This is a genomic window from Nocardioides sp. NPDC101246, from assembly GCF_044767415.1.
Lineage (GTDB): Bacteria > Actinomycetota > Actinomycetes > Propionibacteriales > Nocardioidaceae > Nocardioides.
Window position 1 is genome coordinate 214,253 of the sequence record NZ_JBIWNX010000012.1, and the last position, 22,371, is coordinate 236,623.

The following is a 22,371-nucleotide window of genomic DNA, read 5'->3' on the forward strand; positions in this document are numbered from 1 at the left end:
CGACTAGGCGAAGGCCGGCACGACCTCCTTGATGAACAGCTCGAGGGAGGCGCGCTTCTCCTCGTGGGAGAGGCTGTTGTCGATCCAGAAGCTGAACTCGTCGATGCCGAGCTCCTCGTACGTCCGCAGGCGCTCGATGACCTCCTCCGGGGTGCCGATCATGGCGGTGCGGTGCAGCGACTCGAGCTCGAACTCGGGGCGGCCCTCGAACTTCGACTCCGGACTGGGCTCGAGGAAGCCGTTGACCGGGGTGGTCTTGTTGCCGAACCACGCGTCGAAGGTGCGGTAGAAGCGGGAGATGCCGGCCGCGGCCGGGCGCCAGCCCTCGGGGTCGTCGGCCGAGTGGACGTGGGTGTGGCGCAGCACCATCAGGTCGGGGCGCTCGACCTCGGGGTGGTCGGCGACCGCGGTGTCGAACTTGTCCTTGAGCGCCGCGACCTCCTCGTCGCCCTTCATCAGCGGAGTGACCATGACGTTGCAGCCGTTGGCGACGGCGAAGTCGTGGGAGGCAGGGTCCCGCGCGGCGATCCACATCGGCGGGGTCGGCTGCTGGACCGGCTTCGGCACGCTGGTGGAGGTCGGGAACTGCCAGATCTCGCCGTCGTGGGCGTAGTCGCCCTGCCACAGCTCGCGCACCGCCGGGACCAGCTCGCGCAGGTGCTTGCCGCCGTCGGAGGCGGCCAGCCCGTCGGCCATCCGGTCGAACTCGATCTGGTACGCCCCGCGCGCCAGCCCGACCTCCATCCGGCCGTTGCTGATCACGTCGAGGAGCGCACACTCGCCGGCGACCCGGAGCGGGTTCCAGAACGGCGCGATGATGGTGCCCGCTCCGAGGCGGATGGTCGAGGTGCGCGCGGCCAGGTAGGCCAGCAGCGGCATCGGGCTGGGGGAGATCGTGTACTCCATGGCGTGGTGCTCGCCGATCCACACCGTGCTGAACCCGCCGGCCTCGGCCATCAGGGTGAGCTCGGTGAGGTCCTCGAACAGCTGACGATGCGTCACCTGCTCGTCCCAGCGCTCCATGTGTGCGAACAACGAGAACCTCATGACGGCTCCTTCATCTCGGTGGTGGTGGTTGCGTCCATCTCGGCGAGGGTCACGTCGCCGGTCGCCCACAGCGACCGCGGGACCTCGCGTACGACGACGCGGACGTGCTCGGGGCGGGTGCCGACGGTGCGGAGGACCGCGCCGTGCACCTCGTGGATCAGGTCGCGCAGCTGCTCGGGGGAGCGGCCGGCGCCCAGGGTGATCTCGACGTTGGGCATCGCTCAGCTCCGCAGCACGAACGGGTCGGCGACGGGGTCCTCGCTGGTGTTCACCCACACGCTCTTGAGGCGGGTGTACTCCTTGATGGTCTCGGTGCCGTGCTCGATGCCGACACCGCTGTTCTTGAACCCCTGGCGCGGCGACATCGGCGACATCGCGCGGTAGGTGTTGATCCAGATGGTGCCGGCCTCGAGCCGGTCGGCGACCCGGTGGGCCCGGGAGAGGTTGCTCGTCCAGACGCCGGCGGCCAGTCCGTACTCGGTGTCGTTGGCGAGCCGGAGGACCTCCTCCTCGGTCTCGAACGGCATGATCGCGGCGACCGGGCCGAAGATCTCCTCGCGTACGACGCGCATGTCGTTGTCGACGTCGACCAGGACGGTCGGCTCGTAGAAGAAGCCGCCGAGGCCGGCGTCGGTGGCGTTGCCGCCGGTCAGGACCTTGGCGCCCTCGGAGCGGCCGAGGTCGACGTAGCCGGCGACCTTGTCTCGCTGGTCCTCGAAGGCGAGCGGGCCGAGCTCGGTCGCCTCGTCGAGCGGGTCGCCGATCTTGATGGTCCGGGCGCGCTCGGTGACGCGCTCGAGGAGCTCGTCGTAGACGGAGCGGTGGGCGAAGACCCGGCTGCCGGCGATGCAGGTCTGGCCCGCGGCGGCGAAGATCCCGGCCACGACGCCCATCGCGGCGTTGGCGACGTTGGCGTCCTCGAAGACGATGTTGGGGGACTTGCCGCCCAGCTCCAGCGTCGACCCGATGAACCGGCTGGCGGTGTTCGCGGCGATCCGGGCGCCGGTGGCGGTGCTCCCGGTGAAGGAGATCTTCGCGATGTCGCGGTGGTCGGCCAGCGCCTGGCCGGCCTCGGCGCCGAAGCCGGTGACCACGTTGACCGCACCGGGCGGGAAGCCTGCCTCGAGCACGAGCTCGGCCAGCCGCAGCACGGTGGCGGAGGTGTATTCGGACGGCTTGATCACCACGGTGTTGCCGACGCTGAGCGCCGGGGCGAGCTTGCTCGTGGTGAGCGTCAGCGGAGAGTTCCACGGGGTGATCGCGCCGACCACGCCGAGCGGCTCGCGCGTCGTGTAGTTGAGTACGCGGCGGTCCGAGGTCGGGATCGTCGAGCCCTGGATCTTGTCGGCCAGTCCGGCGTAGTAGTAGTAATACTCGGGCAGACCGGCCAGCTGGCCGCGCATCTCGCGCAGGAGCTTGCCGTTGTCGCTCGACTCCATCCGGGCGAGCTCCTCGGCGTTCTCGCCGATCAGGTCGCCGAGCCGGCGCAGCAGGTGGCCCCGCTTCGTCTGGCTCAGGTCGCGCCAGGCCGGGTCCTCGAAGGCGGCGCGGGCGGCCCGTACCGCACGGTCGATGTCCTCGGCGCCGCCGCGCGCGGCCTCGTAGAGCACGCCGCGGGTGGCGGGATTGATGCTGGGGAAGTATTCGCCGGAGCTCGGGGCGACGTGCTCGCCGCCGATGAAGTGGTGATGGCGCTTGGTCTCAGACATGGGCGGACTCTCCGATGAAGGCGGTCAGGTGGGCGGCGAGGGCCGCCGGGTCCTGTACGGGAAGCATGTGGCGGGCGCCGGGCACGATGACGGCCGATGCTCCCGGCACCGCGGCCGCGAGCCGGCGCGACATCTCCGGGGTCGAGCCGGGGTCCTCGGCGCCGGTGATGGCCAGCGTCGGGACCGCGATCGAACCGAGGTGGGGCGCGATCTCGGCGTCCGCGGTGGCGAACACCCGGTAGCAGGCGAGGAAGGACTCCTCGTCGTTGGCGAGCAGGACCTCGCGGGTGTGGGCGACGATCTGCTCAGGGACGTCGGTGCCGTCGTACCAACGCGAGATCGAGGCCTCCGAGCTGGCCGCGAGCGCGGACTCGGCGACCCGGAGCCGGGCGAGCACCGCGGTCCGCTCGTCGGGGGTGCGGTCGCAGACCGAGCTCACGCAGGTCAGGGTCCGAACCAGGTCGGGGCGGTGGACGGCGAGGTGCTGGGCGACCAGGGCGCCCAGCGAGAACCCGACGACGTGCGCGCCGGCCGGGATCGACTCGGCGACACCGTCGGCGAGGTCGCTCAGGGTGATGCCGGCGGACACCGGCTGCCGGCTGCCGTGGCCCGGCAGGTCCAGCGCGACGACGTCGTACCGCCCTCCGATCAGCTCGGTGAGCGGCTCCCACACGGAGCGGTCGAGACCGACTCCGTGCAGGAGGACCACGGTGGGGCGGGCCACGGTCGTCAGCTCACTGCTCGGTCGAGAGCGCCGCGAGCCGCTGCTGCGGGCGTCCCTGCGCGGCGGCGGCCAGCGCGACGACGATCTCGCCGGGGTGAGGCGCGTCGGGGATCCGGACCTCGACGGTCTGGTGGTGGGAGCGGATGGTCGCGTCGGTGATGTGCTTGAGCGGGATGTCGAACAGCACGCCCGCCGGGCCGCGCTTCTCGACGGCCGGGAGCAGCGTCGTCGCGTTGGCCGCCTTGCGGAAGTGGTCGCCGAACTTCAGCGTGTGGATCAGCGCCGAGCCGTGCTCGATCTCGCCGTCCAGGCCGACGATCGCCGCCTTCCCGTACGCCTCGGGCACCTCCTCGAGGGCCTCGATCACCAGCGGGGCGATGAGTGCGCCGAGGTCGGAGGCGTTCTCGTCGATGCCGGGGCCGAGGTCCTCGACGAAGCCCTGACCGGCCCACGGGTTGTCGATGACGGCGGCGACGATCGCCACCTTCGCGGGCGGCGACACCGGCCGGCCGCCCTCGGAGCGGATCTCTTCGACGACGGTGACGATCTTGCGGACGTTCATGACGGGGCACCTTCCAGGGTGAGGGACGTGATGGCGGGGTCGGTGGAGCGGTCGCCGATCCGCGGGTGCGGCCGGGGGCCGGTGGAGGCGGCCGCGACGACGACGATCTCGCCGGCGCGGGGTGCGTCGGAGACGCGTACGTCGACGGTCTGGTAGTGGCTGCGGGTCGCCGCGTGGGTCTTGTGCCACAGCGGGACGACGAGCGGCTGGCCGGCGTCGGCACGGGTGTCGGCGAAGCAGATGATCGACTCGCCGCCGAGGAACTCGCGCATCAGGTTGCCGAAGTAGGGCGTGTGGATCAGCGCGCCGCCGTGCTCGATCTCGCCCGCGGAGCCGATCAGAGCGGCCTTGCCGAACGCCTCGACGGCGTCGACGCCGCCGAGGGAGTCGAGGAGCCGGTCGGTCAGCAGGCGGGCGAGTGTCGGCGCGATCTCCGCGACCGCCTCGCTCAGGTCCTGCTCCGGGCCGGTGCCCAGCCACGGGTTGCTGATGACGGCCGCGACGCTGGCGCGCCGGGCGGGAACGGCGGGAGTGCGGCCGGCCTCGAGCACGACCTCGTCGCGGTAGGTGACCAGCTTGCGCAGCCAGGGAATCTCTTGCATACAACAGACCATAAGACGGTGCTCTTGCATACGTCAAGACCGTTCGGGTGAGGCTCTCGGAAATGAGCCTGACTCATCCGCTTAACCTGCAGAAACGTTAACTTCGGGGCGTACGACATCTGCTTGTATGCCACCCCTTGACAGCATGTTTGTGACGTGCGTAACGTCCTCTTGTATGCCAGAGCGCATCGCGACTGGCCCCTCGACTTCGACACTTCGACTCTGACAAGGGGAGGTCCCCCATGACCGACCATCTCGATACCGCGACGGCGGTTGCCGTCGACGAGCTGCCGCCCCCGTCCGCAGGGAACGACGACCGCAGGGCCAACCGACTGGGGTCGGTGTTCTGGGCCAGCGTGGGCGTCTCGGCGGTCTTCGTGGCCTGGGCGGTGCTGTTCACCGACAACCTCAACGCCGTCACCGCCGACTCGCTCAACTGGGTGACCTCGACGTTCGGCTGGACCTACCTCGTGGTGACGCTGGCGATCCTGATCTTCCTGGTGTTCCTGGCGTTCAGCCCGGCCGGCGACATCAGGCTCGGCAAGGACCACGACCGTCCGGAGTTCAGCACCATCACCTGGTTCGCGATGATCCTCAGCGCGGTCATGGGCATCGGCCTGGTGTCCTACGGCGTCGCCGAGCCGATCTCGCACCTCGCCACCCCGCCGCACGGCCTGGCCGACCCCAACACCCCGGCGGCCGCGGTGCGCGCGATGCAGTACTCCTACTTCGACTGGGGTCTGCAGGCCTGGGCGATCTTCGCCATCTTCGGGCTCGCGATCGCCTACTCGACCTACCGCAAGGGCCGCCCGACGCTGGTCAGCCAGCTGTTCTACCCGCTGCTCGGCGAGCGGGTGAACGGGCCGATCGGCAAGCTGATCGACGTCCTCGCGGTCTTCTCGACCCTGTTCGGGACCACCACCTCGCTCGGCCTGGGGGCCTTGCAGGTCAACAACGGTCTGGCGCGCCTCTTCGGCATGCCGGTCACCTCGGTCAGCCAGGTCCTGATCATCGCCGCGGTCACCGCCGTCTTCACGATGTCGGCGGTCACCGGGGTCAGCAAGGGCATCAAATACCTCAGCCAGGCCAGCTCGGTCCTCGCCGTGGCGCTCTTCGTCTTCGTCCTCGTCGTCGGTCCGACCGTGTTCGTGGCCAACCTCTACACCGAGTCGATCGGCATGTGGGCCAGCGACTTCTTCCGGATGAGCCTGCAGGGCACCGCCTTCGGTGGCCTGGAGTGGATGCAGTGGTGGACCTACTTCATGATGGCCTGGTGGGTGTCCTGGGGCGCCTTCGTCGGCGTCTTCCTCGCGCGCATCTCCAAGGGACGTACGATCCGCGGCTTCATCGTGGGTGTGCTGGTGGTCCCGAGCGTCGTCTTCTTCACCTGGTTCACCGTCTTCGGCGGCACCGCGATCCACATCGATCTCTACGAGGGCGGTGACATCGCCCAGCAGACCGCGACCGACATCAACAGCGCCTTCTTCGCGACCCTCGACCACTTCCCGCTGGCCGGCCTCACCTCGGCGATCGCGATCCTGCTGGTGGTCATGTTCTTCGTCTCGGGCGCCGACGCCAACACGTACGTCCTGTCGATGATGACCTCCAAGGGTTCGCTCGACCCGCGCCGCTGGGTGCTGATCCTGTGGGGCGTCCTCACCGGCATCACCGCCATCGTCCTCATGCTGGCCGGCGGACTGAGCGCCCTGCAGAACACCGTGATCGTCACCTCGCTGCCCTTCCTGGTGATCATCGCCGGGCTGGCGGTCGCCTTCTACAAGGAGCTCTCCGCCGACCGGAGGGACGCCCGATCCAACCTGAAGGAGAACCACGATGCATGACCCCGAAGCCCGCCGCCGGGCGATCGTGACGGCCTGGGGTGCCGCCTGGGACGACGGGGAGGTCGACGCGCTCGACGATCTCATCGCACCCGCTTACCGCCGGGTGACCAGCGGAAACACCGAGGCGCAGGACCTCGAGGCGCTCAAGGCGATGATCCTCACGACCCGCTCCTCCTTCCCCGACCTGGTCACGACCGTCGACGACGTCGTCGTCGAGGGCGACCTGGCCGCGATCCGGTGGCACAGCACCGGCACCCACACCCACGGCTTCCTGGGCGTGCCGCCGACCCGGAAGAAGGTCGTGGTGAGCGGCGCGACCTTCGCCCGCTTCGAGGACGGCCTCGTCGTCGAGGAGCACGTCACCTGGGACCCGCGGGCGCTCCTGGCCGCCCTCGGCATCATCCACGTCGGAGAGGACAACTGAGATGACCGTCGCAAGCCCCGACCTCGACACCATGAAGCAGGTCAACCGGAAGTTCGTCACCGGTGTCACCGTCGTGACGGCGATGGACGAGGAGACGCCCCGCGGCCTGGCGGTCAACGCCTTCGCCAGCATCTCGCTCGACCCGCCGACGGTGATGATCTGCGTGCAACGTACGTCCTCCACGCACGACTGCCTCTATACGACCGACCACCTGGCGATCAACATCCTCTCGGTCGACCAGCTCGACGTCGTCAACGTGTTCGCGGGCAAGTCGCCGGACAAGTTCGCGCAGGTCGACTGGGTCCCCGGGCCGCACGGCAGCCCGCTCATCGAGCGCAGCAGCGCGCAGATGGAGGTCGAGATCCGGGAGCGGCTGCAGGCCAGCACGCACACCGTGTTCATCTGCCGCGTCCTTCACGCCACGGCCTCCGAGCGGGCCGCGATGGTTTACAGTTCCGGCCAGTTCTTCGACGGCTCGGCGCTGCCGAGCCTGGGCTGACGACCACAGGGGGAGAGTCGGATGAGTGCACGTCCGAACGGGACGTCGAGCCTGATGCAGGGCCGCGTCATAGAGGGGCTCCGTGAGCGCATCATCACCGGTGCGATCGACCCGGGCGCGCCGCTGTCCGAGCTCGCGCTGGCCGAGGAGTTCGGGGTGAGCCGCACCCCGGTGCGCGAGGCGCTCAAGCAGCTGCAGACCGAGGGTCTGGTCGAGGTGCGCCCGCGGGTCGGCACCTTCGTCACCACGCCGTCCCGTCGGGAGATCACCGAGCTCTTCGAGATGAAGGAGCTGCTCGAGGGGGCCGCCGCCCGGCTGCTGGCGCAGCGGGGTCGGGTGCCCGAGGTCGACGCGCTGGAGGAGAACCTCCGCGAGGCCGACGCCGCGGTCGCCCGCGACGACCGGGACACCTACGCCCGGCTGGTCGGCGAGTTCCACGATCTGCTGATCCGCGGCGCCGACAACGGCAAGCTCGAGTCCCACTACCGGACCCTGATGAACCAGCTCGCTTACGCCCGCCTGGTCACGACCTCGCTCAGCCAACCCGGGCGGGCCCTCCAGTCCGACCGCGAGCACCACCTCGTCCTCGAGCTCATCATCGCCAAGGACGGCGACAGCGCCGAGCGGGTGATGCGGGAGCACGTACGCGCCAGCCGCCAGGCGCTGATGGCCGGGCTTCAGCTGCCCGGCTGAGGCCGACCTAGGATCTGCGCTATGACTTCGCCTCGTGACCGCCGCGTCTCCGCCCGTATCGGTGCCATCGCCGAGTCCGCCACGCTCAAGGTCGACGCCAGGGCCAAGGCGCTCAAGGCGGAGGGCCGCCCGGTCATCGGGTTCGGCGCCGGCGAGCCCGACTTCCCGACGCCGTCCTATGTCGTCGACGCCGCCGTCGAGGCCGCTCGGGATCCGAAGAACCACCGCTACACGCCCGCCGGCGGCCTGCCGGAGCTCAAGCAGGCCATCGTCGAGAAGACCCTTCGCGACTCGGGACTGGAGATCACGCCGGCGCAGGTCCTGGTCTCCAACGGCGGCAAGCAGGCCATCTACTCGGCCTTCGCGACCATGCTCGACCCGGGCGACGAGGTGATCGTCCCGGCGCCCTACTGGACCACCTACCCCGAGTCGATCCAGCTCGCCGGGGGCGTCGCCGTCGAGGTGGTGGCCGACGAGACCCAGGACTACAAGGTCACCGTCGAGCAGCTCGAGGCGGCGCGCACCGAGCGCACCAAGGTGCTCCTCTTCGTCTCCCCGTCGAACCCGACCGGCGCCGTCTACACCGCCGACGAGATCCGGGCCATCGGCGCCTGGGTCGAGGAGCACGAGCTGTGGGTGCTGACCGACGAGATCTACGAGCACCTCCTCTACGACGGCGTCTCGACCGGCTCCCTGCCCGTCCTCTGCCCCTCGCTCCGGGACCACTGCGTCATCGTGAACGGGGTCGCCAAGACGTACGCGATGACGGGCTGGCGGGTCGGCTGGCTGGTCGGCCCCACCGACCTCGTCAAGGCCGCCACCAACCTGCAGAGCCACGCGACCTCCAACGTCTCGAACGTCTCCCAGCGCGCCGCCATCGCGGCGCTCGCCGGTGACTTGACCGCCGTCGACGAGATGAAGGTCGCCTTCGACCGGCGCCGGCAGACGATCGTCGCGATGCTCAACGAGATCGACGGTGTCTACTGCCCGACCCCCGAAGGTGCGTTCTACGTCTACCCGTCGGTCAAGGGGCTGCTCGGGAAGTCGTACGACGGCAAGGTCATCGACACCTCGGCCGACCTGGCGGCCTACATCCTCGACGAGGCCGAGGTCGCGGTCGTCCCGGGCGAGGCGTTCGGCACTCCGGGCTACCTGCGGCTCTCCTACGCGCTGGGCGACGACGACCTCGTCGAGGGCGTCGGACGGCTGCAGAAGCTGTTCGCGTGAGATTCACCGTCGCCTCGGTCCAGGCTTCTGGTGCTTGTTGTGCCCCAGGCAAGAGTCGAACTTGCGACCTTTCGCTTAGGAGGCGGCTGCTCTATCCACTGAGCTACTGGGGCATTCGCGGATATCTTGCCATGGTGGCGGGTAATACTACGGTTTGGGGTTCGATGCGGTGAGGGGCCAAACTTGGTGCGCTCGCGTAGGTTGAGTCACCGTCGACTCAACCCGAATCCCCCCGAAGTCCAGCGACGAATGACGGTGATCTATGCCTGACTCCTCCATGCCTCCCCGACGTGGGGGTGCGGATTCAGGCTCCGGCGTGTCCGGATTCGAGTGGATGTACGGCGCCGACGAGCCTGCGAACGACGAGTCCGGGGGGACTCCGTCGGGTCGTGGTGCTCGGGTCGCCGACGTACCGACCGACCAGCCATCCGCGGAGCCCGGTGGTGGGCGGCGGGCCGCGCGTCCGCAGTCCGAGTTCGTGTCGCCGCCGCCTCCCGGGCCGGGATCATCGGGCGGTGGCCGCCGGGCCGCTCGTCAGGAGCCGGCGCGGCCGGAGCCGCCCGCCGTCGAGCAGCCGCGCGCAGAACCGGTGCGTAGAGAGCCGACCCGGGCCGAGCGCTATCAGGCGTTGGGCCGTGGCAACCCGGGTCCTGCGCCTGTGCCGCCCGCGCCGCAGGAGTGGAACGCCCCGGACGTGACGGCCGTAGCCCCGCCGCTGCGCGAGACCCCGCGCCCCGCGGGCCGAATACCTCCGCCGCCGGCCGCGGCTCCCTCCGCCGAGGAGACCGCGGTCGCGCCTGCGCAGGAGTGGTACCGCCAGGATCCTCACCCCGCTCCTCCCTCGCCCAAGGCCCCCGACCAACAGCTCGCTCCGCCGGCTGCCCGCGAGTTCGACTGGAACGACCCCGGCGCGACCGCGGTCGCGCCCCGGCCTGATCCGGCCGACCGGCCCCGAGGGCGTACGTCCTCGCGCGACGAGCTGCACGAGGCCCGCCACGAGGCCTATCCCGCCCCGGGGCGCCGGGGCGCTGCGTACGCAGCCGGCTATGACGACGAGCCCTATGACGAGTATCCGTCCGAGGATGGCTACCAGGAGCCGTATGCTCCCTATCCCGCGGACGAGCGCGACAAGCCGAGGATCAGCGTCTGGCAGGTCCTGGGATCCTCGCTGATCGTGCTGGCGCTGGTCGTCGGGCTGTTCACCGTCTACACCTATCGGCATCTCACCGGGAACATCAACACTGTCAGCCTCGGTGAGGAAGTGGCGGATGTTGGTCCGAAGGAGCCGATCAACATCCTCGTGATGGGCTCGGACAGCCGCGACTGCGAGGGCTGCAACGTCGATGGGCTGACCGACGAGGGTCAACGCTCCGACACGAACATCTTGCTGCACCTCTCTGGCGACCGGAAGTTTGCCTACGGCGTCTCCATCCCTCGCGACACGATGGTGAACCGGCCCGCGTGCAAGAACGAGGACAGTGGCGACGAGACCGATGCCGCCGAATACGTACGCTGGAACGAGGCGTTCTCGCTAGCAGGTCCGTCCTGCACGATCGAGCAGATCAAGTCGGTATCCGATGAACTCTGTGGAGAGAAATGCAAGGTGGAGGTCAATCACGTCGTCGTGGTCGACTTCGCCAGCTTCAAGGGCATGGTCGACGCGATCGACGGGGTCAATGTCTGCCTGCCTGCAGCGGTCGACGATAAGTACACCGGTGCGCACTTCAAGGCTGGTCCCCAGACGCTCAACGGCAAGAAGGCGCTGGAATACGTCCGGATGCGTCATGGGGTACGGGCCGACACTGGAAAGGTCCTCGGCGATGGTGGGGACCTTGACCGGTCAAAGCGACAGCAGGCCTTCATCGGCGCGATGGTGGCCCAACTTCTCTCCGGCGACACCTTGTCCAGCCCGACCAAGGTGCTCAGCTTCCTGAACGCTGCTACCAAGGGCCTGACCATGGACCAGGGTCTCAAGAGCAACCTCGACACGATGGCGAAGATCGGGGCCGGGTTCAAGAGCATCGGGATGGAGAACGTCAAGTTCCTGACGATTCCGGTCATGGCTGATCCTCAGAACCCCACTGCCACTGTCGTCCTCGATAAGGACAAGGCCAGGAACGTCTTCAAGGCGATCGCCAACGACCAACCGTTGACGAAGAAGATCGCTGCCGGAGCGCTGGATGCCGGACAGGCTTCCGGCAAGAAGAGCGAGAGCTCCGGCGACGGGGCCTCGGACGGCAGCACGACCGACGGCGAGACCGCGGAGACCACGCCTTCCGAAGAAGCCGAGTCCGGTGAGTCCTCGGACACCTCCTCCTCCGACGGCGCCAGCACTGGTGCTTCCGAGGAAGAGCTCGCTCAGATCGCCGAGGACGCCAAGGCGGCACGCGAGCGCGCGGGTCTCTGCTGATGGCTGAGGACACCTCGTCCGAGACGGCAGGGCCTGTCGAGCCGGAGGAGCCGGAGTGGAAGCGCAAGCAGAGGCTGGCGCGGATCTTCGGCGACGTACTTCCCGAGACGACCAGCGACGAGCGGGAGTCGTCGGCGGAGTCGGAGGAGTCGGCGTCGGACCGATGGCTGAAATCGCAGGTGCCGCCTCACCACGGTGGGTGAGACGGCACCTTGACGACGCGGATAAGTCAGCGAACGGCGATGCTGTCGCGGATCTGCTTGAGGATGTCGATCTCGGTCTCGCCCGGGTCGGGGTCCGGGAAGTAGCGCTCCTTGGCGGCGGTGTAGGGCTTCACGATCATGAAGTAGACGACCGCAGCCATGATGAGGAAGGCGATCACCGCGGTGAACCAGTCGCCGAGGTGGACGCCGCCGGGCGTCCAGCCGGAGAAGTCCGGCGTGCCGCCGAGCTTGCCGATCAGGTCCATGATCACCGTGACGGTGGCTGTCACCACCGACGCGAACGCGGCACCCATGATGAAGGCGACCGCGAGTTTGATCAGGTCGCCCTGGAGCAGGAACTTCTTGAAACCGTCCATGTCTTGCTTTCTCCTGTTGCTCATTTTGTGTGAGGTGTAGGAGACCCCGGATGTGGCGTGCGTTGGCCGTCAGTAGGCGAAGGTGAGGTAGCCACCCACCCCTGCTGATGTGACGTCCTCGACGCTCTTCTCGGCGACTCCGACGATGACCAGACGCCCCGCCGAAGTGTTCGTGACGCCAAACCCTTCGGTCTTTCCCTGTTCCATGGAATCATCGCGGCTCGTCTCCGCGCGCTGAGGGAGGCTGAGGATCAGCGTGTCGGTGGTGACCTGGGCGGTCTCGGCTGTGGCGGGGTCGGTGGCGTAGAGGTCCACGGTGTCGCCGACTCGGAGCAACCCGGCCATCTCGGCGTCGGGAAGCCGGACCGGGACGGCCACCAGGTCGGGGTGTCCTTCGGTCAGCTCAGGACCCACGAGACGTACGTCGGTGACGGGCTCGCCGCGCCGCAGGGGTGCCGCGAGGCGCTCACCGAGCGGCGCTTCGGCGATGTCGACGGGCACGTTGGCGGGGTCGGTCGAGACGTCGGTGAGGTCGGCGGCGGTGAGGACCGTGCCGACCGGAAGATCTCGGGAGGCGACCGCCATCGTCGAGACGTCGGGTGGGTCCGGCCGGGTGGCCGAGAACCCGATCGCGACCGCCGAGGCGGTCAGCAGGAACGCCAGCAGGCGTCGGTGGGCGAGGACCCCGCGGCGTACGCGGCGGGAGAAGGACGTGATTCGAGTGAACATGCGGGCACGCTAAGTCGCTCACTCGATTCCCGCATCCCGCTATCCACAGCCCCGAACATGTTGTGGACAACCCTGTGGAAAACCAATGCCGAGGCGTCACTTACGTCGGCCGAGTGGTCACGGAAGTGCCATCTCGGCCGCCGTATGTGACGCCTCGGCCGACGCGGGTGACGTCTCGGTCAGTCGGAAGACCCGGAGGCAGCGGGTGCCGGGGTCGAGGAGGTGGTCGACGAGGACGACGACGAAGAGGTCGACGAGGACGAACCCGAGCGGGAGTCCGTGCGGTAGAAGCCGGACCCCTTGAAGACGACGCCGGCGGCACTGAAGACCTTGCGCAGCTTGCCGCCGCACTCGGGGCACTCGGTCAGCGAGGCGTCGCTGAAGCTCTGGAACTGGTCGAAGGCGTGGCCGCACTCGGTGCAGGCGTACTGATAGGTGGGCACGTTTCTCCTAGAACAGAATCTGGCACTCGACGGGCGCGACTGCCAATATTAGCGAACGCCTAGGAGAAGCGCCGCATTCCCTCCGCGCTCGCGGCCGCTCCGACCGCCCGGTCGTGCGGCTCCACCGGCACCGAGACCCCGATCTCCCACGGGTAGAGGAGCACGCAGGTGAGGGTGCCGGCCGGCACCCGAGCCAGGACCCGGTCGTAGGAGCCGCCACCCCGTCCCATCCGGAACCCGTCCGCATCGACCGCCAGGCCCGGGATGAGCACCACATCGGCGGTGGAGACCGCGGAGACGCCCAGCCGCTCCCCGCCGGGCTCCAGCAGACCCCGCGGCGCCCGGACCAGCTCTCCGTCGTAGTAGGCCCAGTCCAGGTCGTTGTCCGGCAGCAGGCAGGGCAGCAGGACCCGTTTCCCAGCAGCCTCGAGGGCGTCGATCAGCGGTCCGGTGCCCGGTTCGGTGCCGATCGAGACGTAGAGAGCAACCGTTCCGGCGCTGCGTACGTCTGGAATATCAGTGACCACCTGCGACAGGGCGCGCGCGAGCGAGCCCAGCCGAGGGAGCCCGATGCGCCCCCGGGTAGTCAGCAACTGGTCACGTAAGGCAGTCTTGCGCCCCACGAAGTCAGCGGGGGCTGGACCATCAGAACCCGGAGGGGTGTGTGAACCCGACACAACGACAGCCTAGGCTTTCCTCTATGGGTAGCCCAGGTTTGGCCAAGGCAATGGCGAAGATGCGCGATGCCGGCGTCGACGACGTCGCGGTGCAGACATTCGCACATTACTACCGCCAGCTCGAGCACGGTGAGACCGGGATGATCCCAGAGGGGACCATCGAGCCGGTCGACATCCCATCGATCAGCGACGCCGCGGTCAGCGACGAGGAGGCGCACGCCGCCATCTCCACCACCGCGGTGATCAAGCTCAACGGTGGCCTCGGCACCTCGATGGGCATGGACCGCGCGAAGTCGCTGCTGTGCGTACGCAAGGGTCTGAGCTTCCTGGACGTGATCGCCCGCCAGATCCTGCACATGCGCGAGAAGTACGACGTACGTCTCCCGCTGCTGCTGATGAACTCCTTCCGCACCTCCGAGGACAGCCTGGCCGCGCTCGAGCGCTACCAGGACCTGCCGGTCGAGGGTCTGCCGCTGGAGTTCCTGCAGAACCGTGAGCCGCGCCTGCTCGTCGACGACCTGACCCCGGTCGAGTGGCCCAAGGACCCCGAGCTCGAGTGGTGCCCGCCGGGCCACGGCGACATCTACACCGCCCTGCTCGACACCGGGCTCCTCGACCTGCTCATCGAGCAGGGCTACGAGCGGGTCTTCGTCTCCAACTCCGACAACCTCGGCGCCGTCCCCGACGAGAAGGTCGCCGGCTGGTTCGCCAAGTCCGGCGCCCCCTTCGCCATCGAGGCCGTACGCCGCACCGCGAGCGACCGCAAGGGCGGTCACTTCGCGCGCCGCAAGTCCGACGGCCGCCTGATCCTGCGCGAGACGGCGCAGACGCTCGACGAGGACAAGGTGGCGCTGCAGGACCTCAACCGCCACAAGTACTGCTCGACCAACAACATCTGGTTCGACCTCAAGGCGCTCAAGAAGGTCCTCTCCGAGCGCGACGGCATCCTCGGCCTGCCGCTGATCCGCAACGAGAAGACCGTCGACCCTGCCGACCCGAAGACCCCCAAGGTCGTCCAGATCGAGACCGCCATGGGGGCCGCGATCGAGGTCTTCGAGGGCTCGCAGCTGATCGAGGTCGGTCGCGACCGGTTTGTCCCGGTCAAGACGACCAACGACCTCCTCGTCCTCCGCTCCGACGTCTACGACATCGGCGACAACTTCGTGCTCGACCAGGTCGCCGACGTGGTGCCGTTCATCGACCTGGACGGCGACTACTACAAGTACGTCGCGAACTTCGACGAGCGTTTCCCCGAGGGCGCGCCGTCGTTGCGCCAGGCAGCCTCGCTCACCGTCAACGGCGACTGGACCTTCGGCAAGGGCGTCCAGGTCATCGGCGCGGTCTCGCTCGACGGCGCCAACGCCGAACGCGTCGCGCCGGCCACGATCCTCTCCGACTGACGCCGCTGGTCGAGCCGTGAGGCCGCCTGCGGCCGAGCGTGTCGAGACCAACACAGTCCCCTCGGCGCTCGCCAGGACTGTGTTGGTCATCTCGACAAGCTCGATACAACGCTCGACACGCCTTCGCCATGCGGCTCCGGCGGCTCGACCATCGAGGGTGACGACTAGGCTCGGCGTGTGACCCCCGCCGAGTACCGCGAGCGAATCCTGGCCGACCTCGAGCCGATGCCGGCCTACCCGCAGCCCCTGATGGACTGCCTCGGGTTGGCGGTCGCCGAGGACATCCATGCCGAGGTCGCGCTGCCGGGCTTCGACAACTCCTCGATGGACGGCTACGCGGTCCGTTACGCCGATGTCGCGACGGCCTCGGCCGAGGCTCCGGTGCGGTTGCCGGTGCTCGGTGAGATCGGCGCCGGACAGGCCTCACTGCTGGCGCTCCCGCCGGGGGCGGCGGCGAAGATCATGACGGGCGCCCCGCTGCCGACGGGTGCCGACACGGTCGTGCCGTACGAGTGGACCGACCGCGGCGTCGCCGAGGTCGAGATCCGGCAGACGCCGGAGGAGGCTCAGCACGTTCGCTACGCGGGCGAGGACGTCGCCAAGGGCGACCTGCTCATCCCCGCCGGCACGGTGCTCGGCCCGCGCCATCTGGGCCTGATCGCCTCCGTCGGCCGTGCCCAGGTCGCGGTGCGCCCGCGCCCCCGGGTCGTGGTGCTCTCGACCGGCACCGAGCTGCGCGAGCCCGGCGAGACCCTGGGCCACGACTCGATCTACGACGGCAACTCCTTCCTCCTGGCCGCCGCCGCCCGCCGCGCCGGCGCGATCGCGTACCGCGTCGGGATCGTCCCTGACGAGCCGCGGGCGTTCATGACCGCGCTCTCCGACCAGCTCGTCCGTGCCGACCTGGTGGTCACCTCCGGCGGCGTCTCGATGGGCGACTACGACGTGGTCAAGGAAGCGCTGACCCCGGAGGGCGTCTGGTTCGGCCCCGTGAGCATGCAGCCGGGCAAGCCGCAGGGGTTCGGCCGGATCGGTGAGGAGCGGGTGCCGGTCCTGTGCCTCCCCGGCAACCCGGTCTCCTCGTTCGTCTCCTTCGAGCTCTTCGTGCTCCCGGCGCTGCGCCGGCTGATGGGCATGACCCCCGAGGCCCGGCCGGCCCGTCGCGCCGCCCTGACCCACCCGGTGCGCTCCCCGAAGGGCAAGGAGCAGTATCTCCGCGGTTGGTACGACGGCTCCCGTGCCGGCGTCTCGCCCATCGGCGGACCGGGGTCGCACCTGATCGGGGATCTCGCCGGCGCGAACTGCCTGATCGTCATCCCGCCGGAGACGACCTCGCTGGACAAGGACGCCGAGGTCGACGTGATCGAGCTGGATGTGGAGTTCTGATGGCCGACCGACTCACCCATGTCGACGAGACCGGCGCGGCCCGGATGGTCGACGTCTCCGAGAAGGCGGTCACGACCCGCACCGCGACCGCATCCGGACGTGTGCTGGTGGCGGCTGAGGTCATCGAGCTGCTCCGCGGTGAGGGCGTACCCAAGGGTGATGCGCTCGCCGTTGCCCGCATCGCCGGGATCATGGGCGCCAAGAAGACCCCCGACCTGATCCCGCTGTGCCACCCGCTGGCCGTCTCCGGCGTCAAGGTCGAGCTGAGCGTCGCCGACGACGCCGTCGAGATCACCGCGACCGTGAAGACCACCGACCGCACCGGCGTCGAGATGGAGGCGCTGACCGCGGTCGCCGTCGCCGGCCTGACCGTGGTCGACATGATCAAGGCCATCGACAAGAGAGCGGTCATCACCGATATCCGGGTCGAGACGAAGACCGGCGGAAAGTCGGGTACGTTCCAGCGATGAGCTTGATAGCGACCGTCGTTGTCGCCTCCAACCGTGCCTCGGCCGGCGTCTACGAGGACACCACCGGGCCGCTCCTGGTCACCTTCCTGGAGGAGCTCGGCTTCGTGGTCGGCTCGCCCGAGGTCGTACGCGACGGCGACCCGGTCGGCGAGGCGATCGCCCGGGCGGCGGAGGAGGGGGCGCGGGTCGTCCTCACCACCGGAGGCACGGGGCTGACCCCGACCGACCGCACCCCCGAGGTGACTCGTCCGTTGCTCGACCGCGAGATCCCCGGCATCGCCGAAGGAATCCGGGCGGCCGGAGTGGCCAAAGGGATCCCGACGGCGCTACTGTCCCGCGGTCTGGCCGGTCAGATCGGAGCGTGCGTGGTGGTGAACCTTCCCGGGTCCCGGGGTGGCGTGAAGGACGCGATCGACGTGCTGCGTCCGGTGTTGCCCCACGCCGTCGAGCAATCTGTCGGCAGTGATCATTGATTGGGACCACCGATGACTGATCCCGGCTGGCCCGCCGTCCTCTCCCACGGCGCGGTGACCCTACGCCCTCTTGACCGCACCGACGCCAAGGAGTGGACCGACGCGCGCCGCCGCTCGGCGTCCTGGCTCCACCAGTGGGACGCGACCGTGCCCCCGGGATCGAGCGCTCGGCCCACGACGTTCGCCAGCCTCGTACGTCGTCTTCGGCGTCAGGCCAAGCGCGGCGTGACCTATCCGTTCGCGATCGATGTCGACGGTGTTTTCGCTGGTCAGGTCACGGTCAACAACATCGTTCGCGGCTCCGCGCAGTTCGCCTCGATCGGCTACTGGATCGACCAGCGCTTCGCCGGCCGCGGCGTGATGCCGCTGGCGGTGGCGCTGGTCATCGACCACTGCTTCACCACCGCGCGGCTGCACCGGATCGAGATCTGCATCCGGCCGGAGAACTCCAACTCGCTCCGCGTCGTGGAGAAATTGGGCATCGACGAGATCGGATATGCGCCCCGATTTCTGCATATCGACGGGGCCTGGAGAGATCACCGTATCTTCGCGATAACGGTTGAAGAATGTCACCAAGGAATGCTGGCCAGGCTCGGTTTGTCACCTGAATGAGGCATTGACTCGGCGTGTCCTGCTGAAATCACACAAGTCACACGCGACACACCACTGCACGTCCGCCTACGGGCTGGTAATGGCTCCTACGCTTCTTAACGTGGACCCGAGCGCACTCATCTTCGTCGCCCTCGCCGTGGCGTGGGCGGTGTACTTGGTGCCCAAAGCGCTCGAACAGACGGCGACGGCCGAGGACGGTACGAAGAGCCGGGCCAGCGCCGCCATCTCCAAGTCCCGCCGGATCCTCGCTCGGCGAGAAGCCACCAGCAAGGACTCCACCGATCTGGTGACCGAGAAGTCGGCGAAGAAGCCTGAGGCGGAGGCCGGGGCGATCGCGGAGCCTGTTCCGCGACCCGTCCCGATGGCCGTACGCCGCCGTGCGGCTCGCGCCGCGGCCAAGCGCCGTTCGATCGTCTTGGGGGTGCTGGTCCTCGGCTTGGCCGTGGTCGGCGCTCTTGCTGGTTTCGGGGTCTTCGGTCCGGTCTGGATCGCGATCCCAGCCGGCCTGGTCGTCGCCTGGCTGGTCACCTGCCGGTTCAGCGTCCGCCACCAGCGGGAGGTCTGGGCACGGATCCCGTTCCCCGAGGACCTCCCCGAGCCGGAGCCCGTCGCCCCGCCCCGGATCACCTTCGACATCGACCAGGACACCGGCGACCTGGTGGCCGTCGTCGAGCACCCCGCGGAGACCGACGAGGTGCTCCCCGACGGTTCCTGGAAGCCGGTGGAGACCCCGCTGCCGACGTACGTCTCCAAGGAGGCTGCGCCGCGCCGCACCGTCCGCACCATCGACCTCGACGCCACCGGCGTGTGGAGCTCGGGCCGCAACGCGGCCGACTCCGAGCTCGTCCGCCAGGCCGAGGAGGCCGAGCGTGCCGCCGCCGAGGCCGCCGAGGCAGAACGCGGTCGCGCCACGGGCTCCTGATTGGGTAACACCCGCGACGAGGTGCTAACGTTTCTCATCGCTTGGGGCTGTGGCGCAGTTGGTAGCGCGTCTCGTTCGCAATGAGAAGGCCAGGGGTTCGAATCCCCTCAGCTCCACCCGGTGAAACCCCGTCTCAGTAAGCATTTCAATGCGGAACAGACGGGGTTTCTCCCTTTCGTACACCCGGCCATGAGTGCCACGAGGGGGAGTACCCGATCGGCGAGTGGGACGAACCTCGACTTCCCTGACTTGGTCCCTCGCCTCACCTCCTTCAGTAGCGGCGCGACGCAAGTAGATGCCGGGTGGGCCGCGGGGCGACGTCGCCAATCTCCACCTCGCTTATCGACCTCTCGCCGATCCGACTAATCCTCCCACCCTGTAGTCAGATCGGGTGGCTAGTCGTAGGCCGAGGTGACTATGCCCTTCCTGGTATGGGTAACGGTACGTCCACGGCGACGGAACGTTGGACCTACTTGCCTGTCGTGACGCTTGGCGCGGTGCGATTGTCGCGGTGCGTGTCCTTCGTGCCCTCGGAGCCGACGGCAGCAATCAGACAAGTGTTGTCACGCTCGGCTCGGGAGGAGCTCACGTTGATGGTTCGGCGTGCTTGTGATGTTGCGTTGATACCCGCGTTCGCGTTGCTGCTGGCGGCCGCGATCTGCGTGTTGCCGTCCGCGATGGCTCCGGCCGTGGGGCTGCCGTCGATCGTGCCGCCGGCGCCGCCAGAGAGGTTGTTGACCGAGGCCGAGGCGGTTGCTCAGGCCCAGGAGACCGGTGAGCCGACGGTCGTGGACACGTTGACCACGCCCACTCAGATCGTGCGCGCGGTGCCGGAGAAAGGGCTGGTTGCCGAGATCAGCCCGGGCCCGGTGAGGGTTCATGAGAGTGACGGCTGGCACGACGTCGATGCTTCGCTGGAACTGGACGGTGCCGGGCGACTCGCGCCGGTGACCGCGCCGGCCGAGTTCACGATCACGGCCGATGGGACGGGTCCGCTCGCGGAACTGGCCGGTCCCAGTGGCGAGCTGATCGCGCTGTCGTGGCCTGCTGAGTATGGGGATCTTCCGGTTCCGAGCGTGGACGGGAACCTGGCGACCTTCGCTGGTGTGTGGGGTGGTCAGGTCGACTTGGTGGTCGGCGCGAGTGTTGCTGGTTTCCAGACATACCTGGTGCTGCACGACCGCGCTGCGGCCGACCTGCCGCAGGTCGTCGACTTCCACTTCGACCTGACTGCGTCCGGCGTGGATGTCGCCGACGACGGCGAAGGTGGCTTGGAGGCGACCAACGGGACCGGTGAAGTGGTCTTCGCTTCACGTCACCCGGAGCAGTGGGACGCCGGCGAGGCTGCTGACCCGGGCACCACGAATACGGAGTCGAGCAAGTCGGAGCGGGGCGCAGTGATCGACCAGGCAGATGCGCCGTCGGCGGAGGAGATCAGGCGTTTGGTGGAACGCCCCGACGATTCACGGTCGGCGGCCATGACCATGGCGCTCGAACCCGCCTCTGCCTCGAGTGAGTCGAAGCAGGGTGTCGCGTCGAGCGAGGCAGAGAGCGGCCATACTGCTACGGAACTGCATGTGCGTCCGGACGTGTCGATGCTGCAGGCGGAGGAGACTGTCTTCCCGACTGTCCTCGACCCCAACCTGACGCGGGCAGACCTCGGCGCTGAGTGAGGGATGTATTGGTCGACCGGTGAGCATTGGTACGGAGATGTGGCACTGGGCCGCGCCGGGTATGACGGCTGGTCCTCGGCGACGAAGAAGGCCCGTTCGTTCTACAAGTTCGACATCGAGGGCCTTCAGGGAACCGAGATCCAGGAGGCCACGTTCCTGCACAGGCAATTCCATTCCCCTGAGCACGAGTGCAACACCACAGGCGCCGGGATCGAGGTCTGGACCGTGGAGGCGTTCAGCTCGGGGACGCGGTGGCCGGGCCCGGCCAAGATCGACTACCAGTCGACGAACTACAAGGCCCGTGGGCATGAGGACTACTGCTCGACGAACTACGACAACGAGTGGGACGTCAAGAAGGGTCTGGTATCGGATCTGAACAACGGGTACGACCGGATGCGGCTGGGCATGTTCGCCAAGGATGAGACCAACAAGTACTCCTGGCGCCACTACGGCGCCTCCGATGGTTCTTACCCGCAGCTGCTGGTGACCTACAACCGGGCACCGAACATCCCGGCCGGGCGGTTCACCGGGAACACCTCCACCGATGATGCGGTCTTGTACAACGACAAGTACTACGTGCGGGTGCGGCAGCCGGTGCTGCTGGCGACGACGTCGGATCCTGACGGCAACCAGGTTCAGCAGCGGTTCGTCGTGAGGAACTCCGCGGGTTCGCTCGTCGTAGACCGTCGGAACGCCTTCCATCCCTCGGGGACCAAGTCGGGGATCACCTTGACCGAGAACCTGCCCGATGGCACCTATTCCTGGTGGGTCTACGGGACCGACTCCTACGGCTTCCAAGGGCCGGCGTCCTCGTGGTTGACGCTGGTGATCGACAACGTCAAGCCCGATCCGCCGGTGGTCGCGGCTCCCAAGGTGGGCTCGTACGGGCAAGGTTTGACGATCTCGATGGACTCGCCGTCGAGCGATGTCCGCTACTACCGGTATGGGTTCTTGACCTCGGCTACGCCGAACTCGAAGGAGGCATCGCCTCTGAGCGCGAAGGTGACCGTCACACGGACCGGGCACATGGGTCCGGACTGGATCACCGCGACGGCGGCGGATGTCGCGGGCAACGTGTCGACTGCGAAGCAGTTGAAGTTCAAGGTAATGGGCGCTTCAACCTCGCATCAATGGCATCTGGACAGCAACGGCAATGACGAGGCACCCACCGCAGGGTCTGTCGCGTGGATTGTGTTCTTGGAGGTCTGGCGTGGTGTCCCGGCGTGAGGTCGGGGCGGAAGGACGATCACGCTTATGACGGAGGAAGT

25 protein-coding genes and 2 tRNA genes are annotated in these 22,371 nt (G+C 68.3%); 16 read left to right on the forward strand and 11 right to left on the reverse strand.

Features of this window, described 5'->3' with window-relative positions; all coding sequences use genetic code 11:
- Positions 1 to 3 precede the first annotated feature (3 nt).
- Genes ACIRON_RS22110 through ACIRON_RS22135 form a run of 6 tightly spaced genes read right to left on the reverse strand, consistent with a single transcriptional unit; the run spans position 4 to position 4,644 of the window.
- Positions 4 to 1,047, reverse strand: a complete 1,044-nt coding sequence (locus ACIRON_RS22110) for an LLM class flavin-dependent oxidoreductase (protein WP_402995510.1) — start codon at positions 1,045 to 1,047, stop codon at positions 4 to 6.
- Positions 1,044 to 1,265 (reverse strand): tautomerase family protein, encoded by a 222-nt coding sequence (locus ACIRON_RS22115; RefSeq protein WP_402995511.1) that lies wholly within the window; start codon positions 1,263 to 1,265, stop codon positions 1,044 to 1,046. Before ACIRON_RS22115 ends, ACIRON_RS22110 begins: the two co-directional genes overlap by 4 nt.
- Positions 1,266 to 1,268: 3 nt before the next feature.
- Entirely contained in the window at positions 1,269 to 2,756 is a 1,488-nt protein-coding gene (locus tag ACIRON_RS22120) for an aldehyde dehydrogenase (protein ID WP_402995512.1), read from the reverse strand.
- Entirely contained in the window at positions 2,749 to 3,480 is a 732-nt protein-coding gene (locus ACIRON_RS22125) for an alpha/beta fold hydrolase (protein ID WP_402995513.1), read from the reverse strand. The genes ACIRON_RS22120 and ACIRON_RS22125 overlap by 8 nt, the downstream gene beginning before the upstream one ends.
- A gap of 10 nt (positions 3,481 to 3,490) precedes the next feature.
- On the reverse strand, positions 3,491 to 4,042 hold the full coding sequence (locus ACIRON_RS22130; protein ID WP_402995515.1) for an amino acid synthesis family protein: 552 nt from the start codon (positions 4,040 to 4,042) through the stop codon (positions 3,491 to 3,493).
- Complete coding sequence (locus ACIRON_RS22135; protein ID WP_176883630.1) at positions 4,039 to 4,644, reverse strand: amino acid synthesis family protein; 606 nt, start codon at positions 4,642 to 4,644, stop codon at positions 4,039 to 4,041. The genes ACIRON_RS22130 and ACIRON_RS22135 overlap by 4 nt, the downstream gene beginning before the upstream one ends.
- A gap of 242 nt (positions 4,645 to 4,886) precedes the next feature.
- On the opposite strand from ACIRON_RS22135, the gene ACIRON_RS22140 reads away from it, so the two are divergent.
- The 5 genes from ACIRON_RS22140 to ACIRON_RS22160 are packed head-to-tail and all read left to right on the forward strand — an operon-like array spanning position 4,887 to position 9,328.
- Positions 4,887 to 6,485, forward strand: a complete 1,599-nt coding sequence (locus tag ACIRON_RS22140) for a BCCT family transporter (RefSeq protein ID WP_402995518.1) — start codon at positions 4,887 to 4,889, stop codon at positions 6,483 to 6,485.
- Complete coding sequence (locus ACIRON_RS22145; RefSeq protein WP_402995520.1) at positions 6,478 to 6,909, forward strand: ester cyclase; 432 nt, start codon at positions 6,478 to 6,480, stop codon at positions 6,907 to 6,909. The genes ACIRON_RS22140 and ACIRON_RS22145 overlap by 8 nt, the downstream gene beginning before the upstream one ends.
- A 1-nt stretch (position 6,910) precedes the next feature.
- Entirely contained in the window at positions 6,911 to 7,408 is a 498-nt protein-coding gene (locus ACIRON_RS22150; RefSeq protein WP_402995522.1) for a flavin reductase family protein, read from the forward strand.
- Positions 7,409 to 7,429: 21 nt separating this feature from the next.
- The gene (locus tag ACIRON_RS22155; RefSeq protein ID WP_218131244.1) at positions 7,430 to 8,101 is read left to right on the forward strand and encodes a GntR family transcriptional regulator; all 672 of its coding nucleotides are present in this window, start codon (positions 7,430 to 7,432) and stop codon (positions 8,099 to 8,101) included.
- 21 nt (positions 8,102 to 8,122) lie between these two features.
- Positions 8,123 to 9,328 carry a pyridoxal phosphate-dependent aminotransferase gene (locus tag ACIRON_RS22160; RefSeq protein ID WP_402995524.1) on the forward strand — a complete coding sequence of 402 codons (1,206 nt, stop codon included), beginning with the start codon at positions 8,123 to 8,125 and terminating at the stop codon, positions 9,326 to 9,328.
- A 40-nt stretch (positions 9,329 to 9,368) separates the two neighbouring features.
- Here the strand turns inward: ACIRON_RS22160 and ACIRON_RS22165 are convergent.
- Positions 9,369 to 9,441, reverse strand: a tRNA-Arg gene (locus ACIRON_RS22165).
- Positions 9,442 to 9,644: 203 nt separating this feature from the next.
- On the opposite strand from ACIRON_RS22165, the gene ACIRON_RS22170 reads away from it, so the two are divergent.
- Positions 9,645 to 11,738 (forward strand): LCP family protein, encoded by a 2,094-nt coding sequence (locus ACIRON_RS22170; protein WP_402995526.1) that lies wholly within the window; start codon positions 9,645 to 9,647, stop codon positions 11,736 to 11,738.
- The gene (locus tag ACIRON_RS22175) at positions 11,738 to 11,941 is read left to right on the forward strand and encodes a hypothetical protein (RefSeq protein ID WP_402995528.1); all 204 of its coding nucleotides are present in this window, start codon (positions 11,738 to 11,740) and stop codon (positions 11,939 to 11,941) included. The genes ACIRON_RS22170 and ACIRON_RS22175 overlap by 1 nt, the downstream gene beginning before the upstream one ends.
- Positions 11,942 to 11,967: 26 nt before the next feature.
- On the opposite strand, the gene ACIRON_RS22180 is transcribed toward ACIRON_RS22175, so the two are convergent.
- The 4 genes from ACIRON_RS22180 to ACIRON_RS22195 form a co-directional block, all read right to left on the reverse strand.
- Positions 11,968 to 12,318: an MscL family protein gene (locus tag ACIRON_RS22180; protein ID WP_378865531.1), complete on the reverse strand. Its 351-nt coding sequence runs from the start codon at positions 12,316 to 12,318 to the stop codon at positions 11,968 to 11,970.
- A 69-nt stretch (positions 12,319 to 12,387) separates the two neighbouring features.
- Positions 12,388 to 13,047 (reverse strand): SAF domain-containing protein, encoded by a 660-nt coding sequence (locus ACIRON_RS22185; RefSeq protein WP_402995530.1) that lies wholly within the window; start codon positions 13,045 to 13,047, stop codon positions 12,388 to 12,390.
- Positions 13,048 to 13,226: 179 nt separating this feature from the next.
- Complete coding sequence (locus ACIRON_RS22190) at positions 13,227 to 13,490, reverse strand: FmdB family zinc ribbon protein (protein WP_402995532.1); 264 nt, start codon at positions 13,488 to 13,490, stop codon at positions 13,227 to 13,229.
- 59 nt (positions 13,491 to 13,549) lie between these two features.
- A complete protein-coding gene (locus ACIRON_RS22195) occupies positions 13,550 to 14,167 on the reverse strand; it encodes a 5-formyltetrahydrofolate cyclo-ligase (protein ID WP_402995534.1) in 618 nt (205 codons plus the stop codon).
- A 23-nt stretch (positions 14,168 to 14,190) separates the two neighbouring features.
- Here ACIRON_RS22195 and ACIRON_RS22200 point away from each other — a divergent pair, with 23 nt between their 5' ends.
- The 9 genes from ACIRON_RS22200 to ACIRON_RS22240 all read left to right on the forward strand — a co-directional run bounded on the left by ACIRON_RS22200 (position 14,191) and on the right by ACIRON_RS22240 (position 22,330).
- The gene (locus ACIRON_RS22200) at positions 14,191 to 15,567 is read left to right on the forward strand and encodes a UTP--glucose-1-phosphate uridylyltransferase (protein ID WP_176883628.1); all 1,377 of its coding nucleotides are present in this window, start codon (positions 14,191 to 14,193) and stop codon (positions 15,565 to 15,567) included.
- Between the two features lie 177 nt (positions 15,568 to 15,744).
- Positions 15,745 to 16,953: a gephyrin-like molybdotransferase Glp gene (gene glp / locus ACIRON_RS22205; RefSeq protein WP_402995537.1), complete on the forward strand. Its 1,209-nt coding sequence runs from the start codon at positions 15,745 to 15,747 to the stop codon at positions 16,951 to 16,953.
- A complete protein-coding gene (gene moaC / locus ACIRON_RS22210) occupies positions 16,953 to 17,423 on the forward strand; it encodes a cyclic pyranopterin monophosphate synthase MoaC (protein ID WP_402995539.1) in 471 nt (156 codons plus the stop codon). The genes glp and moaC overlap by 1 nt, the downstream gene beginning before the upstream one ends.
- On the forward strand, positions 17,420 to 17,896 hold the full coding sequence (locus ACIRON_RS22215; RefSeq protein ID WP_402995541.1) for a molybdenum cofactor biosynthesis protein B: 477 nt from the start codon (positions 17,420 to 17,422) through the stop codon (positions 17,894 to 17,896). The genes moaC and ACIRON_RS22215 overlap by 4 nt, the downstream gene beginning before the upstream one ends.
- Positions 17,897 to 17,908: 12 nt before the next feature.
- Positions 17,909 to 18,508, forward strand: a complete 600-nt coding sequence (locus tag ACIRON_RS22220) for a GNAT family N-acetyltransferase (RefSeq protein ID WP_402995542.1) — start codon at positions 17,909 to 17,911, stop codon at positions 18,506 to 18,508.
- Positions 18,509 to 18,608: 100 nt separating this feature from the next.
- Positions 18,609 to 19,430 (forward strand): hypothetical protein, encoded by an 822-nt coding sequence (locus ACIRON_RS22225; RefSeq protein WP_402995544.1) that lies wholly within the window; start codon positions 18,609 to 18,611, stop codon positions 19,428 to 19,430.
- Between the two features lie 43 nt (positions 19,431 to 19,473).
- A tRNA-Ala gene (locus tag ACIRON_RS22230) sits at positions 19,474 to 19,546 on the forward strand.
- Positions 19,547 to 20,023: 477 nt separating this feature from the next.
- Positions 20,024 to 21,103 (forward strand): hypothetical protein, encoded by a 1,080-nt coding sequence (locus tag ACIRON_RS22235; protein ID WP_402995546.1) that lies wholly within the window; start codon positions 20,024 to 20,026, stop codon positions 21,101 to 21,103.
- Positions 21,104 to 21,142: 39 nt separating this feature from the next.
- On the forward strand, positions 21,143 to 22,330 hold the full coding sequence (locus ACIRON_RS22240) for a DNRLRE domain-containing protein (RefSeq protein WP_402995548.1): 1,188 nt from the start codon (positions 21,143 to 21,145) through the stop codon (positions 22,328 to 22,330).
- Positions 22,331 to 22,371: the final 41 nt, after the last annotated feature.

Coding starts and splice junctions, on each gene's coding strand:
- ACIRON_RS22110 (WP_402995510.1), bottom strand. CDS start 1,047: ATGAGGTTCTCGTTGTTCGCACACATGGAGCGCTGGGACGAGCAGGTG.
- ACIRON_RS22115 (WP_402995511.1), bottom strand. CDS start 1,265: ATGCCCAACGTCGAGATCACCCTGGGCGCCGGCCGCTCCCCCGAGCAG.
- ACIRON_RS22120 (WP_402995512.1), bottom strand. CDS start 2,756: ATGTCTGAGACCAAGCGCCATCACCACTTCATCGGCGGCGAGCACGTC.
- ACIRON_RS22130 (WP_402995515.1), bottom strand. CDS start 4,042: ATGAACGTCCGCAAGATCGTCACCGTCGTCGAAGAGATCCGCTCCGAG.
- ACIRON_RS22135 (WP_176883630.1), bottom strand. CDS start 4,644: ATGCAAGAGATTCCCTGGCTGCGCAAGCTGGTCACCTACCGCGACGAG.
- ACIRON_RS22140 (WP_402995518.1), top strand. CDS start 4,887: ATGACCGACCATCTCGATACCGCGACGGCGGTTGCCGTCGACGAGCTG.
- ACIRON_RS22145 (WP_402995520.1), top strand. CDS start 6,478: ATGCATGACCCCGAAGCCCGCCGCCGGGCGATCGTGACGGCCTGGGGT.
- ACIRON_RS22150 (WP_402995522.1), top strand. CDS start 6,911: ATGACCGTCGCAAGCCCCGACCTCGACACCATGAAGCAGGTCAACCGG.
- ACIRON_RS22155 (WP_218131244.1), top strand. CDS start 7,430: ATGAGTGCACGTCCGAACGGGACGTCGAGCCTGATGCAGGGCCGCGTC.
- ACIRON_RS22160 (WP_402995524.1), top strand. CDS start 8,123: ATGACTTCGCCTCGTGACCGCCGCGTCTCCGCCCGTATCGGTGCCATC.
- ACIRON_RS22175 (WP_402995528.1), top strand. CDS start 11,738: ATGGCTGAGGACACCTCGTCCGAGACGGCAGGGCCTGTCGAGCCGGAG.
- ACIRON_RS22180 (WP_378865531.1), bottom strand. CDS start 12,318: ATGGACGGTTTCAAGAAGTTCCTGCTCCAGGGCGACCTGATCAAACTC.
- ACIRON_RS22185 (WP_402995530.1), bottom strand. CDS start 13,047: ATGTTCACTCGAATCACGTCCTTCTCCCGCCGCGTACGCCGCGGGGTC.
- ACIRON_RS22200 (WP_176883628.1), top strand. CDS start 14,191: ATGGGTAGCCCAGGTTTGGCCAAGGCAATGGCGAAGATGCGCGATGCC.
- moaC (WP_402995539.1), top strand. CDS start 16,953: ATGGCCGACCGACTCACCCATGTCGACGAGACCGGCGCGGCCCGGATG.
- ACIRON_RS22215 (WP_402995541.1), top strand. CDS start 17,420: ATGAGCTTGATAGCGACCGTCGTTGTCGCCTCCAACCGTGCCTCGGCC.
- ACIRON_RS22220 (WP_402995542.1), top strand. CDS start 17,909: ATGACTGATCCCGGCTGGCCCGCCGTCCTCTCCCACGGCGCGGTGACC.
- ACIRON_RS22235 (WP_402995546.1), top strand. CDS start 20,024: ATGGTTCGGCGTGCTTGTGATGTTGCGTTGATACCCGCGTTCGCGTTG.